The sequence below is a fragment of the Streptomyces sp. NPDC018000 genome (assembly GCF_044328025.1).
GTDB lineage: Bacteria > Actinomycetota > Actinomycetes > Streptomycetales > Streptomycetaceae > Streptomyces.
In genome coordinates, this window is the sequence record NZ_JBIRGM010000035.1 from 19,627 (window position 1) to 32,760 (window position 13,134).

General features: G+C 70.2%; 11 protein-coding genes and 1 pseudogene. 5 read left to right on the plus strand and 7 right to left on the minus strand.

Going from position 1 to position 13,134, the window contains the following annotated elements:
• Nucleotides 1-2: 2 nt before the first annotated feature.
• The 5 genes from ACH4EW_RS31090 to ACH4EW_RS31110 all read right to left on the minus strand — a co-directional run bounded on the left by ACH4EW_RS31090 (nt 3) and on the right by ACH4EW_RS31110 (nt 5,772).
• Nucleotides 3-1,601: an acyl-CoA carboxylase subunit beta gene (locus ACH4EW_RS31090; RefSeq protein ID WP_398262679.1), complete on the minus strand. Its 1,599-nt coding sequence runs from the start codon at nt 1,599-1,601 to the stop codon at nt 3-5.
• On the minus strand, nt 1,598-3,313 hold the full coding sequence (locus ACH4EW_RS31095) for an acyclic terpene utilization AtuA family protein (RefSeq protein WP_398262681.1): 1,716 nt from the start codon (nt 3,311-3,313) through the stop codon (nt 1,598-1,600). Before ACH4EW_RS31095 ends, ACH4EW_RS31090 begins: the two co-directional genes overlap by 4 nt.
• Nucleotides 3,310-4,107: a TIGR03084 family metal-binding protein gene (locus tag ACH4EW_RS31100; RefSeq protein WP_398262683.1), complete on the minus strand. Its 798-nt coding sequence runs from the start codon at nt 4,105-4,107 to the stop codon at nt 3,310-3,312. Before ACH4EW_RS31100 ends, ACH4EW_RS31095 begins: the two co-directional genes overlap by 4 nt.
• Before the next feature lie 192 nt (nt 4,108-4,299).
• Entirely contained in the window at nt 4,300-4,731 is a 432-nt protein-coding gene (locus tag ACH4EW_RS31105; protein WP_398262685.1) for a DUF3592 domain-containing protein, read from the minus strand.
• Between the two features lie 81 nt (nt 4,732-4,812).
• Nucleotides 4,813-5,772, minus strand: coding sequence for an EamA family transporter (locus ACH4EW_RS31110; RefSeq protein WP_398262687.1), 960 nt, complete (start codon nt 5,770-5,772; stop codon nt 4,813-4,815).
• Between the two features lie 161 nt (nt 5,773-5,933).
• Here ACH4EW_RS31110 and ACH4EW_RS31115 point away from each other — a divergent pair, with 161 nt between their 5' ends.
• Both ACH4EW_RS31115 and ACH4EW_RS31120 read left to right on the plus strand, forming a co-directional pair.
• A complete protein-coding gene (locus tag ACH4EW_RS31115) occupies nt 5,934-6,863 on the plus strand; it encodes a LysR family transcriptional regulator (RefSeq protein WP_398262689.1) in 930 nt (309 codons plus the stop codon).
• A 176-nt stretch (nt 6,864-7,039) separates the two neighbouring features.
• On the plus strand, nt 7,040-8,296 hold the full coding sequence (locus tag ACH4EW_RS31120; RefSeq protein WP_398262691.1) for an MFS transporter: 1,257 nt from the start codon (nt 7,040-7,042) through the stop codon (nt 8,294-8,296).
• Between the two features lie 328 nt (nt 8,297-8,624).
• On the opposite strand, the gene ACH4EW_RS31125 is transcribed toward ACH4EW_RS31120, so the two are convergent.
• Nucleotides 8,625-9,098 (minus strand): hypothetical protein, encoded by a 474-nt coding sequence (locus ACH4EW_RS31125; RefSeq protein WP_398262693.1) that lies wholly within the window; start codon nt 9,096-9,098, stop codon nt 8,625-8,627.
• Between the two features lie 17 nt (nt 9,099-9,115).
• On the minus strand, nt 9,116-10,348 hold the full coding sequence (locus ACH4EW_RS31130; RefSeq protein ID WP_398262695.1) for a helix-turn-helix domain-containing protein: 1,233 nt from the start codon (nt 10,346-10,348) through the stop codon (nt 9,116-9,118).
• A gap of 242 nt (nt 10,349-10,590) precedes the next feature.
• On the opposite strand from ACH4EW_RS31130, the gene ACH4EW_RS31135 reads away from it, so the two are divergent.
• The 3 genes and pseudogenes from ACH4EW_RS31135 to ACH4EW_RS31145 form a co-directional block, all read left to right on the plus strand.
• The gene (locus ACH4EW_RS31135) at nt 10,591-10,740 is read left to right on the plus strand and encodes a hypothetical protein (RefSeq protein ID WP_398262697.1); all 150 of its coding nucleotides are present in this window, start codon (nt 10,591-10,593) and stop codon (nt 10,738-10,740) included.
• Nucleotides 10,737-10,943, plus strand: coding sequence for a hypothetical protein (locus tag ACH4EW_RS31140; protein WP_398262699.1), 207 nt, complete (start codon nt 10,737-10,739; stop codon nt 10,941-10,943). Before ACH4EW_RS31135 ends, ACH4EW_RS31140 begins: the two co-directional genes overlap by 4 nt.
• 549 nt (nt 10,944-11,492) lie before the next feature.
• Nucleotides 11,493-13,134: pseudogene (locus ACH4EW_RS31145) on the plus strand (hypothetical protein); the annotation flags it as partial.

Sequence of the window (13,134 nt, forward strand, 5' to 3'; positions counted from 1 at the left end):
CCTCACATCCGGAAGATTCCGAAGCCGCCGCGGGCGCCTTCGACCGGGGCGGTGTGGATCGCGGACAGGCACATCCCGAGGACGGTCCTGGTGTCGCGCGGGTCGATGACCCCGTCGTCGTACAGCCGCCCGGACAGGAACATCGGCAGCGATTCGGACTCGATCTGCTGCTCGACCATGGCGCGCAGCCCGGCGTCCGCCTCGTCGTCGTAGGGCTGTCCCTTCGCGGCGGCGGAGGCGCGGGCGACGATGGACAGCACCCCGGCGAGCTGCTGCGGCCCCATGACGGCGGACTTGCTGCTGGGCCAGGCGAAGAGGAAGCGCGGGTCGTACGCCCGTCCGCACATGCCGTAGTGCCCGGCCCCGTACGAGGCACCCATCAGCACGGACAGATGCGGGACCTTGGAGTTCGACACCGCGTTGATCATCATCGCGCCGTGTTTGATGATGCCGCCCTGCTCGTACTCCTTGCCGACCATGTAGCCGGTGGTGTTGTGCAGGAAGAGCAGGGGGATGTCGCGCTGGTTGGCGAGCTGGATGAACTGGGCGGCCTTCTGCGACTCCTCGCTGAACAGCACCCCTTGCGCATTGGCGAGGATGCCGACGGGATAGCCGTGAAGCGTGGCCCACCCGGTCACCAGGCTGGTCCCGTACAGCGGCTTGAACGCGTCGAAGTCGGAGCCGTCGACGAGCCGGGCAATGACCTCGCGCGGGTCGAAGGGCACCTTCAGATCGCCGGGCACGATGCCGATCAGCTCGTCCTCGTCGTACTTCGGCGGTTCGGCGGGGCCCGGATCCGGGTGTGCCTTGCGCCAGTTGAGGCGGTCGACGATCCGGCGGGCCTGGCGCAGCGCGTCCTGCTCGTCGACGGCGAAGTGGTCGGCGAGCCCGGAGGTGCGGGCGTGCATCTCGGCGCCGCCGAGCGATTCGTCGTCGCTCTCCTCGCCGGTCGCCATCTTCACCAGGGGCGGTCCGCCGAGGAAGACCTTGGATTGTTCCTTGATCATGACGGTGTGGTCGGACATGCCGGGGACGTACGCCCCACCGGCGGTCGAGTTCCCGAAGACGACGGCCACGGTCGGGATGCCGGCTGCCGACAGCCGGGTGAGGTCGCGGAACAGCGCCCCGCCCGGGATGAAGATCTCCTTCTGTGACGGGAGATCGGCACCGCCCGACTCGACGAGGCTGATGCAGGGCAGCCGGTTGGCGAAGGCGATCTCGTTCGCCCGCAGGGCCTTCTTCAGGGTCCAGGGGTTGGAGGCGCCGCCGCGTACGGTCGGGTCGTTGGCGGTGATCAGGCACTCCACGCCGGACACCACCCCGATTCCGGTGACGAGCGAGGCGCCGGTGGTGTACTCGCTCCCCCAGGCGGCGAGCGGCGACAGCTCCAGGAACGGCGTGTCCTCGTCGGTCAGGAGCTCGATCCGCTCCCGGGCCAGGAGCTTGCCACGCGAGCGGTGCCGCTCGGTGTACTTCTCACCACCGCCGGCCTGAGCCTTGGTGTGCTCGTCGGCCAGCTCGTCGAGTTTCGCGAGCATGGCCGCGCGGTTCGCGGCGTATTCGGGACTCGCGGTGTCGAGCCCGGTGGGCAGGACGGTCATGCGTTCACCTCCGGTGCGTGGACGGCTTCCAGCAGCGATACGGGAATGGGGAGGTGCCGGGACCGAAGCCACTCCCCGACTGCCTTGGCCTGCGGATCGAACCGGTGCTGGGCGGCGACGCCCTCGCCGAGCAGCCCGTGTACGACGAAGTTCAGGGCGCGGAGGTTCGGCAGGACATGGCGTACGACGGTGAGACCGGCGGTCTCCGGGAGTAGCTCCCGCAGCCGTTCGACGGTCAGCTCATGGGCCAGCCACCGCCAGGCGTCGTCGCTGACGGCCCACACCCCCACGTTGGCGTCCCCGCCCTTGTCACCGCTGCGGGCGCCCGCGATCCGGCCGAGCGGGGCGGTCCGGGTGGGGGCGTCGGACGGGAGGGGCTCGGGCAGCGGCGGCTCCTCGGTTTCCCGGAGGGGCTGCGTCCGTACGGGGGGCTTCTGGCTCTCCCGCCGCCCGTCCGGGAGTACGGCGACATGCGGGACCTCGTCGGCCGGTACGTACTTCGCCTCGAACACCCCGTACGGTGCGCCCTTTCCGGGCGGGGCGGTGACATGGAAACCCGGGTAGCTGCCGAGGGCGAGCTCGATCGCCGCGCCGGAGACCGCGCGTCCGACGGCCTCCGGGTCCTGGTCACGGACGACGAGCCGGAGCAGGGCGCCGGCGGTCTCCTCGGTGGGGGCGTCGGCCCGGTCGGCCCGGACCAACTCCCAGCGGACTTCGTCGGGTTGGGTTCTGGCCTGGCTGAGCGCCTGGGCGAACTGGTCCTTGACGAGCTGCGCCTTGGCCTCGATGTCCAGCCCGGTGAGCACGAAACCGACTTCGTTGCGCCAGCCGCCGATCCGGTTGAGTCCGACTTTGAGGGTGGGCGGCGGGGCCTCACCGCGCACGCCGGAGATCCGTACCCGGTCGGGGCCTTCCCGGGTCAGTCGTACGGTGTCGAGCCGGGCGGTGACGTCCGGTCCGGCGTACCGGGCCCCGCCGGTCTCGTACAACAACTGGGCGGTGACGGTGCCGACATCGACGACACCGCCCGTGCCGTCGTGCTTCGTGATGACGGACGACCCGTCGGCGTGGATCTCGGCGAGCGGGAAGCCGGGCCGGCGGATGTCGTGGCCGCGGAAGAAGGAGTAGTTCCCGCCGGTGGCCTGGGTGCCGCACTCCAGTACGTGTCCGGCGACGACGGCCCCTGCGAGGGCGTCGTAATCGTCCGGTCCCCAGCCGAAGTGGGCGGCGGCGGGCCCGGTGACGAGGGCGGCGTCGGTGACCCGCCCGGTGACGACGACATCGGCGCCCGCGGCGAGGCAGGCGGCGATCCCGGCGCCGCCGAGGTAGGCGTTGGCGGTGAGGAATCCCTCGGGTACGGGGAGGCTGTCGCCCTCCACATGGGCGACCCGCACCGGCACGCCCACCTTCTGCGCCAACTCCCTCACGGCAGCCGCCAGTCCGGCCGGGTTGAGCCCTCCGGCATTGGCGACGATCTTCACTCCGTGGTCGTGGGCGAGCTCGAGGCCCTCTTCGAGCTGGCGCAGGAAGGTGGTGGCGTACCCGCGTGTGGGGTCCTTGAGCCGGCTCCGGCCGAGGATGAGCATGGTCAGCTCGGCGAGATAGTCCCCGGTGAGGACATCGAGGGGGCCGCCGGTGAGCATCTCGCGCACGGCGTCGAAGCGGTCGCCGTAGAACCCGGAGGCGTTGCCGATCCGCAGCGGCTCGTTCACTTGCCGCCTCCTCGGGGTGCGCGGCCGGGTCCGGCGGGCCCGGCGAACGCCTGGGCGATGTCGAGCCACTGGTCGGCGTCGGGCCCGGAGGCCCGGACGTCGAGGTCGTCGCGGTGGGCGCGCTGGGTGACGAGGAGGCAGAAGTCGACCAGCGGCCCGGTGACACGCTGCGGTGCGTCCTCGGCCCCGAAGGTGATCAATTCTCCGTCAGGGGCGTGGAGTTCGACCCGGAACTCTTCCTCGGGCGCCTTGATCCCCCGTACCAGGTAGGCGTAGTCACGGGCCCGCACCCCGATCCGGGCGACGTGCCGCAGCCGCGCGGTGGGGGTCCTGGTGACCCCGAGGGCGTCGGCGATGTCCTGGCCGTGAGCCCAGGTCTCCATGATCCGGGCGCTCGCCATGGAAGCGACGCTCATCGACGGCCCGTACCAGGGGATGCGTGTACCCGCCGGAGCGTCCCGCAGCGCCGCTTCCAGCCGCTCCCGCCCGGCCCGCCACCGCGCGAGCAGCGCCTGTGGGGCCAGGGCGGCGGCGATCTCCTCGGCGCCCCGGTCGACGAAGGACTCGGGCGCCTCCATGGCCCTGGCCGCCTCCCCCGCGAAGGCGTCGGCATCGGTGGCGGCCAGCAGCGCGACCTCGTCGGTCCAGGCGAGATGGGCGATCTGATGCGCGATGCTCCAGCTGGGCGCGGGCGTCTGCGCGGACCACTGTTCCGCAGTCAATCCCCTTACCAGTACGTCGAGTTCATCGCTCTCGTCGCGCAGATCGTCGATCACGGCTGCGACTTCGGACACGGTGCGCTCCCCTCGGGGCGTGGCGGTGTGCCCAGGAGCATGACAGCGGAGCAATAAACAAGCAAGCATGCTTGCATTATTTTCTGCCCGCCCGGCGGCCCCCGGCTTCGGACGCCAGTGGCGCCTCGGCTTAAAAAGGAGCTAGTCAACTGACGCCAGCCGCCGGGATTCCCCCAGCAGGGGTCCGGCAGGTCAGCCGACCACGGCGACGACGACCGCCGAGACCAGGGCGAAGAAGCAGCCCGCCGCGGTGATCACGGTCCTGGCGTGGCGCATGCCGAAGGACGGGGCCCGGGTCGTCGCACCCTCGGGGTTCGCGGCGCTGTAGTAGACGGTCACGAAGTCACCCTCGGCCGGGGCGAGGCGCGACTGGCGCTCCTCGAAATCGACGGTGCGCCCGTCGGCCGTACGGAACTCCAGGGTGGGGTGGATGTACTGGGCGGTGCCGCCCTCGGAGTCCTGGGCCTCCTCGGTGCGCACGGCGATGCACTGGGCCTCGGCGGTGAGACCCTCGGCCCAGGCGGCCCGGAGCCGGGGGCCCTGGAGGTGGCGGTCCAGGTTCCTCCCGGACATCACGGCCGCGCCCACGGCGACGACGAAATAGACGGCGGCGGCGACGACCATGGACTCCCCCGGTGGGATCTCGCGGGACGGGCTGCCATGATCCCGCCCCCGGGGCGGGCCGACAAGGGCCCGCCCCGGACGTCAGGTGCGTTCCCGCGGCCCCGCGCGCCGGGCCTGACTGCGTACCGCGCCCATGCTCGCCCCGATGACGAGCGCGATCGCCAGCGCGTCGGTGGTCGTCAGGGCCTGGTCGAGGACGAGGAAACCGGCCGCGGCCGCGATCGCCGGTTCCAGGCTCATCAGGACCGCGAAGGTGGGCGCGGGCAGACGGCGCAGCGCCATGAGTTCGAGGGTGTACGGGAGGACCGAGCTCAGCACCGCCACCGCCGCACCCAGCCCCAGCGTGGACGGGACCAGCAGTTTCGAGCCCGACTCCATGATGCCGAGGGGCAGGGAGAGGAGTGCGGCGACCACCAGGGCCAGGGCCAGGCCGTCCGCCTGGGGGAAGCGGCGGCCCGTGCGGGCACTGAAGACGATGTACGTCGCCCACATGACGCCCGCGCCCAGCGCGTACGCGGCGCCCACCGGATCGAGGTGGTCGAAGCCTCCCCCGGCCAGCAGGACGACTCCGCCCAGCGCGAGGCCCGCCCACACCACGTTGACCAGGCGGCGGGAGGCGATCACGGAGAGGGCCAGCGGACCCAGCACCTCCAGCGTGACGGCCGCGCCCAGCGGGATGCGGTCGACCGCCAGGTAGAAGAGCGTGTTCATGCCGCCCATGGCGGCCCCGAACGCGAGGACCGTGCCCCATTCGGCTCGCGTGTAGCCGCGCAGCTTCGGGCGGCAGACGATCAGCATGACGAGCGCGGCGACGGCCAGGCGCAGGGTGACGACCCCGAGCGCACCGGCCCGCGGCATCAGCAGAACCGCGACCGCGGAGCCGAACTGGACGGAGATGCCGCCCGCGACCACCAGCGCGATCGGGGCGAGTGCCGCCCTGCGGCCCTTGGGGGGTACGGGACCCGCCGCCCCGCCCACGTCGGATATCGCCTCCGGTACGGCGGCGGCCGCGGCCCCCGCTGCACTGCGCTGGTCGTTCACCTGAAGTGTTCCTTTGAAGTCCGTAGGTGCATTTCAATGCACTGTCTGATTGAAAATACTGCACTCACGTCATGCGGTATCCCTGCGGTATCTCCTCTTACGGTAGGTATCTCCGCGTGGCACGTGAAATGCCTGCTGGGCTCCCGTTATGCTCCTCGCGCATGAGCCTGGGACGCAGCGAAGACGGCCGTACCGGAAGCCGGTCGGGCCGCGACCCCGTTCGCGGCATCGAGATCCGCCATCTGCGCGCCTTCCTCGCCGTCGCGGACGAGGGCAACGTCACCCGCGCCGCCGCCCGCCTCCGCCTCACCCAGCCCGCGGTCTCCCGTACGCTCGCCGCCCTGGAGCGGCACCTCGGCATCCGGCTCGTCGACCGGTCGACCCACCATCTCGTCCTCACCCCCGAAGGCATCGCGTTCCGGGACAAGGCCACCGCCGCGGTCGCCGCGTTCGACGAGGCACTCGCCTCCGGCGGGCCGCGCCACTGGCCGCTGCGGGTCGGGCACGCCTGGTCCGCCTTCGGCCCGTACACCACGCCGCTGCTCCGCCGCTGGCAGGAGCGGTACCCGCAGACCCCGCTCGAACTGCTGCGGATCGACGACCGCACCGCCGGGCTGACCCGTGGCGAGGTCGATGCCGCACTGCTGCGCGGGCCCGTCGAGGCGCCGGGGCTCGTCACCGAGGTGCTGTTCGAAGAGGACCGGGTGGCGGCGGTGGCGGCGGACGGGCCGCTCGCCGCCCGCGCCACGCTCCGTCTCGCCGATCTGGCGGGCGGCACCGTCGTCCTCAACACCGTCTCCGGCACCACCACCGTCGATCTGTGGCCGCCGGCCGCGAGGCCCGCCGCGACCCTCACCGTCGCCAACACCGACGACTGGCTGACCGCCATCGCGGCGGGGCGGGGCACCGGTGTCTCCACCGCCTCCACCGCCGGCATGCACCCGCACACCGGGGTCGTCTACCGCCCGCTCGTCGACGCCCCGGCCGTCCCGGTCCTGCTCGCCCGGCGTGACGCCCCCGGCCATCCGGCCCTTGCCGACCTCGTCGCGCTGGCCCGGGAGATCGTGCGGCGGGGAACCACCGGCGGCTGAGGAACTCCCGTGCTGGGCCAGGTGGTCGGGGCGGTTGGAGGCTGTTGGCCTGCGGTTATGCCCAGGTGAGGCGCTGGCCGTCGGGCCAGGTGGCAGCAGCGTATCCGCGGGCACTTCGGTAGGCAGCCCGACCCCATGGACTGGTACTTTCCGACTGACCAGGCCACCATCATGGGTTGGGAGCCGACAACCAGGTGACTTCTTCAGGCACGTCAACGCGTTTGGCAAGGCGAGCGCTTGGCGCTGTCTTGGCAGCCGAGGCGGTTTCGGTCGCGGGAAACCGGATCGCCCTGATCGCGATTCCCTGGTTCGTGCTGGAAACCACCGGTGATCCCGCACGGGCCGGGCTGAGCGGGGTCGCCTACTTCCTTCCCGTGGTGCTGGCCGGGATCTTCGGCGGCCCCCTGGTGGACCGCATGGGGTTCATCCGCAGCAGTGTCCATGCCGACCTGGCCAGCGGCGTGACGGTGGCCGCGATCCCGGTCCTGTACATGCTGGGCCACCTGTCGTTCTGGCTGTTGCTGGTCCTCACGTTCGCCGGCTCGATGCTCGACGTTCCAGGCACAACAGCCCGCCGCTCCCTCGTGCCCGACCTGGCCGAAGCCAGCGGTATGCGGCTGGAACGCGCGATGAGCGCGCACGAGACAGTGATGCGTCTCGCCCAGCTCACCGGCGGATTACTCGGCGGCGTGCTCCTTGCAGCTCTCGGGCCAATTCTTGTGCTGTACATGGATGCGGCCAGTTTCCTGGTATCGGCCCTGATCGTGGGACTGACTGTGCCCCGAGCGTCGCCTCGCAAGGCTCCGCACCTGTCGAAAGGCACGTCGCGGTACCTCGCGGAGCTCAGGGAAGGGCTGCGGTTCATCCGCGAGGACACGTTGCTGCCCCGGATCCTCGTGGTGTTCATGTTCGCCAACATGGCCGACAACGCCCTGTTCACCGTGCTTCTGCCCACCTTGGCCGAGCAGGTGCTGAACAACCCGCTCGCCCTGGGTCTTTCGGTCGCTGCCTTCGGCGCCGGCGCCCTGGCGGGCGCGGTCCTGTTTGGTGCAGTTGGGCATCGGTTCCCCCGGCACGTAATCCTGACCGGCGCGTTGCTGATTTCCGGGGCCCCGAAGTTCTTCGTCATCGCCGCGATGCCCGGAACTCCCACGCTTGTCTTCACCATGGCTCTCGCCGGCATCGCTGCTGGACCAGTGAACCCGCTGTTGACCGCTGTCCAGTTCAGCCGTATTCCCTCGGAGCTCCGGGGACGCGTGTCCGGAGCGATCACGGCCACGGTTGTGGCCGCGGTGCCGGTGGGCATTTTCGGCGCTGGCCTGCTGATCGCCATGACCAGCCTCACCACGGCTCTACTTGTGCTCGCGGCTGGATATCTCCTGGTCAGCCTCTATCCCGCAGTGCATCCCGCGTGGCGAGCCGACACCCCATGACCTCCAGATCGATCGCCCTGCCAGATCGGCGGTTGCCGGGCCTCACCACCCGCCTGGACAACGCCGCCAGCTACACGGACCAGTGACCACACCAGCGGCCTTCCCCGCCGCACCAGGAGCCTTTCAGGCCGCGGTCGGCACTTCCTCCTCCGCCTCGAACTCGACACCCAAGTGCAGGTCGAACGCATCCGGGCGCACGGTCAGCTCCGTGGTGGCGTAGGTGCCGAACCGCATGATGTGGTCGGTCAGGTACGGGCTGATCGCAGTGGTTCGTGCCGTACATCACCCTTGAGGAGTCCGCGAGCGGGATCACCCGCGAAGTTCGGATCTAGCGGCTCGCACCCTCGGGCCACAGGATGCGTACCGGCACGCCCGTACGCTCCGCATAGCTCACCACGTCGGCAGTGCCGCCGAAGCCCCAAGCGGGCTTCCCGTCCCACACGGCCAACAGCTCGTCCGCCAGGCCGACGAGGATCTCGCTGCCCGCCATGTGCGCGGCCGAGTTGGAGTCCGTCATGCCGGTCTGATGGACCTCGGCCGCGTGGCTCATCAGCCTGTCGTACACCGGCCAGTGTTCTTCGGGGAGGCTCTCCCGATATCCGTCGGCCGGCACGACGACTTCCAGGCGTCCGCCGTGCGCGAGGACGTACTGGGCGAACCACGCGTCGGGTCCGTCCGCGATGCAGGAGACGCCGACCAGTTCGTCAGCGTCGTAGGACTTGACGGTGACCTCCAGGAGTTCGCGGACGCGCCGTTCCACATCGGCGTTCAGTCCGCGGTGACCAGTGACTCCCACACGCATCGAGTGCCCTCCCTCAGCTACAGGTAGACGTTGTGAAGACGCTCGTCGATTTCCCGGACGACCTTGGGCGGCGACCCGGTTCGGTAGGCGCGCCTGACCGCTCGGGCCCGGTCCACGATCCGCCCGGAACGGTACTGGAGACCGGTCTCCAGTGCACGGGTCGCCTGAGCGAACGCGGCTTCCACGCGGCCCGCCGCGAGATGCCCGGCCGCGATGTCGAGGACGAGCAAGGCCCGCTGCTTCGCATGGCCAGTAGTGAGCGCTTCCGTGTCGGCGTCGAGCACCCAGCCCGGACGCCCCAGCCGGGCACCGCAGGTGACCCGGGCCGCCGCGACCTCGGCCTCGTTGAACGTGAACACCCATGGCCACGGGGGCCGTTCCGCATATTCAAGCTTCTGGGCCAGGGACCGGCTCGTGGTCAGCGCGCGGTCGGCCTCGCGTTCGTTCCCTGCCGCCGCATGGGCCAGCGCCTCCACCGACGTGAGCCACGCGTCCGCCACGGCCGGCCTGCGTTCATCGAGGAGCCTGCGGGCCCTGCGGGTCAGATTCAGGGCTTGGCCGCCGTTGCCCGCGTCGGCCTCGAACTGGGCGAGGCTCCCGGCCTGGTACGCGGCCAGCAGCGGGTGACCGGCGGCTCGTGCGGCCGTGATCGCCAAGCCGTACCGGTTCCGCGCCGAGCCGTGATCGCCCATGTCCCAGGAGAGCCAGCCCAGCAGACTCGCCGCCTCGCTTCTGACTGCCGCCAGGCGGGCCCGGTGCCTGTCGTCCGGCGCCGCCCCGGCGAGGCTCTCGACGAGCCGGAGATGCGAGCGTACGGCTTCGGCAAGCTCGCGGGACGGGGTCGACGCGTCCAGGCGCCGGTACGACGCCGTCCCGAGTCTCAAGGTGGCGGCTTGGCCGGATGCTTCGCCACCGGGGTCGGGGAAGACGGAGAGGGAGGGGGCGACAGCTATGGCGACCGCCCCGCCAAGAAAGTTGCGTCGTTCCACGTGCTCGGACCCATCTCGTGCTGATTCCGCGAGACCCAGCAGCGACCTCGGGATACTCAGGTGTGCGGCCACCGCCGCCAGCACATCCGTCGCGTACGAGCGCACTCCACGTTTCTCCAGGCGTGAGATCGCCGACTGAGACAGTCCGCACGCCTGACCTAACTGGGTCTGCGTCATACGCGCATCCGTGCGCACCAGCTCGATGACCTTGCCATAGTCCCTCGCCCGGGACGCTTCCCTGACCTTGGGCGAAATACTCAACGTCCCCCCTCATCATGGGTTTCATCCCCATCAGGCACGTACCCGTACCCGCATTGCGCATAGCCGTATGCGCATATCGCGTCGCAGATGGTCCCACGAGCGAGCTTCCTCATTGACTGGTCACACGCCCCCGGAGGTTGAAGGACCCTCCGGGCGGCTCCCCCGAGGCAGCGGGCCGCGTCGCGTCCCGTCCGTTCGCAATGTGCGGCCCGCTGCACCAACTTGACCCGCAGGAGTGCGCGATGCCCACGTCCCTTCCCCACGACCCGGACGAGCAGCCGGAGTACGGCGTCCCGAGTTCGGACCTTGTGGCCCGTACCGCCGAGGGCTTCGAGAGGTTCCTCGCACGGGCCGAGGACGACGTCGAGGCCGGCGAGGAGACCCCCCGGTGAGCGGCGTCGGGTCCTTCTTCCACGAGGACGAGCACCCATGGCTCCACAAGAGGGTGCGGGACATCGTGAGCCGGGGCGAGGGCCAACTCACCGCGATCGTCCACGAGGAGACAAACGGGCGCACCGTCAGGGTCGCCCACATCCGTCCCGCATCCGGGATCGAGTGGACGACGGCCGCCGACAACATCCAGCTCATCCCCTGACCAACCAAAGAATCCCACGTACGGCCGATGCCCTCCACGATGCTGCTCGCTCACGCCCAGGTCCGCGGCCGCCTTGCGCTCTGCCGTCGCCGCACCCCGTCGAACCCGCTTGCGTGCGGCCGAACGCGGCCCCGACGTAAGGGATTTCGTCTGCTCACCGACCGACGGCGGGCCGACGGCCGCGGGGGTTCGGGCGATCTCGGCGGTGCGGGCCCGCGCGGTCGACCCAGGTGCCGAAGTTGATGGAGACCGAGTTCGCCATTCCCCCAAGATCTCACCTAAATCCCCTTTAAGATCGCCGTAAAGGCGGTTCTCCGCATCTTTATCTACTCCCTCACAGGCAGGGCCGCAGGCCCTTCTGAACGCTGAGAGCAGGGGATGACTTCTACACATGAACGAGCGAAGAGAGCCGCGCCCGAGCCGCGTCAGCGTGGTTTGGGCGTGCTCGGTCGCCGCAGCGTCAGCTGCGTGCTCGCGCTCGGCTTAGGAATCGGCAGTGGCTCGTTAGCCATGGCGCCTTCGGCGTACTCGCAGGCGGGAGACGGATCGGTGACGGTCCGGGTGATCCGGGCCGTGGACACCAGCGGGGTATGGACGCCCGCACTGGAACCGGGCATCGCGGGCGTCAAGGTGACCCTCACCGACGACGCCGGTGTGGGCGTCGAGGGGGTCACGGCGGCCGACGGCACCGTGACACTGACCCCGACGGCGGGTGAGACCACCAACGGCAAGTACCGCGTGCAGGTGGTGAATCCGAAGCCGGGTGTGCTGTTCCCGGCCTTCGCCTCGCGCCAGGGGCTGGACGGTGCCCCCAACCAGTTGAGCAGCAATGAGGAGTTCGTCGACCTCTCCGACGGGAAGAGCGTGGCGTACACCACCGGGCTGTGGAGTCCGGGTGACTACTGCCAGAAGAACGCAACACTGGTGACGACCTGTCAGCCCGCCACGCGCGAGGGCGGGACCCAGCGGACGCTGGTCTCCTTCCCGTACAGTGCGCGCGGCCAGGACGGCGTCGACGTCAACGTCACGAACATCGCCACCAACACTGAGACCGGCACGCTGTACGGCATCGCGTGGAACAAGGCCGACAAGCGGGTGTTCTCCTCGGCGGTGGCCAAGCGCACCACGGACTACGGTCCGGGCGGCGCCGGCGGAATCTATGTGACCGACCTCGCGCAGAAGAAGACCACCCGGTTCACCACCGTCCCGGACGCGGGGACAACGGCGCACGGCCCGGGTACTGACGACGCCTTCCTCGCCGTGCCCGGCAAGGAGAGCCTGGGCGGCATCAAGATCACCGACGACGGCAAGGACCTGTTCGTCGTCAACCTCAACAACCGCAAGCTCTACCGTTATGACGCCACAGCGGCGACCGCGGCGGCGCCCGAGGAAGTCACCGCCATCCCGGACCCGGGCTGTCCGGCAGCGGTGGACTGGCGCCCGTTCGGCCTGGGCCTGCACGACGGCATCGGCTACGTCGGCGGGGTGTGCTCCGGCGAGTCCACCGGGAAGGTCTCGGACCTGAGGGCCGTGGTCATGCCCTTCGACCTGGGCACCGGAGTGTTCCAGAAGCCGGTCCTCGACCAGCCGCTGGACTATCCGCGCCAGTCCACGGTCGGCGGGCCCCCGTGCGGGGGCGCGGGCTGGTTCCCCTGGACCAACACCTTCCCGACCACCCAGGACGGCCAGGCCTGCGGGACCTATCTGGCTCAGCCCGAGCCGGAGTTGGGTGAGATCGACTTCGAGTCCGACGGTTCCATGCTGCTGGCGTTCCGCGACCGCTTCGGCGACCGCGCGCCGGCAGGCCCCACGCCCGGCTCCGTCGCCAGTGTCCTGTCCGGCGGTGACCTGAACAAGGCGTGCCTGGCGGACGGGGCGTATGTGATGGACACCAACAACGGCTGCGGGCTTTCCCCCCGAGGCACCCGCTTCTTCGACACCAGCCGGATGGGCTTCCACCACAACGCGTCCTTCGCGGGCATGGCGTTCTCCAAGGTCGAGGACACCATCGCGACCTCCGGCTTCGACCCCAACAGCACCGCCTTCGGGTACGGCACCACCTTCAACAAGCGCGACGGCAAGCAGGACCCGAAGTCCGGCCTGCGCCTCAACCCACCCGGGGAGGCCGCCGCGTTCGGCAAGGGCGCCTCGATGGGTGACCTGGAGGTGCTCTGCGACCAGGCCCCGCTCC

Coding starts and splice junctions, on each gene's coding strand:
- ACH4EW_RS31125 (WP_398262693.1), bottom strand. CDS start 9,098: ATGCGTGTGGGAGTCACTGGTCACCGCGGACTGAACGCCGATGTGGAA.
- ACH4EW_RS31090 (WP_398262679.1), bottom strand. CDS start 1,601: ATGACCGTCCTGCCCACCGGGCTCGACACCGCGAGTCCCGAATACGCC.
- ACH4EW_RS31115 (WP_398262689.1), top strand. CDS start 5,934: ATGAGCCTGGGACGCAGCGAAGACGGCCGTACCGGAAGCCGGTCGGGC.
- ACH4EW_RS31105 (WP_398262685.1), bottom strand. CDS start 4,731: ATGGTCGTCGCCGCCGCCGTCTATTTCGTCGTCGCCGTGGGCGCGGCC.
- ACH4EW_RS31135 (WP_398262697.1), top strand. CDS start 10,591: ATGCCCACGTCCCTTCCCCACGACCCGGACGAGCAGCCGGAGTACGGC.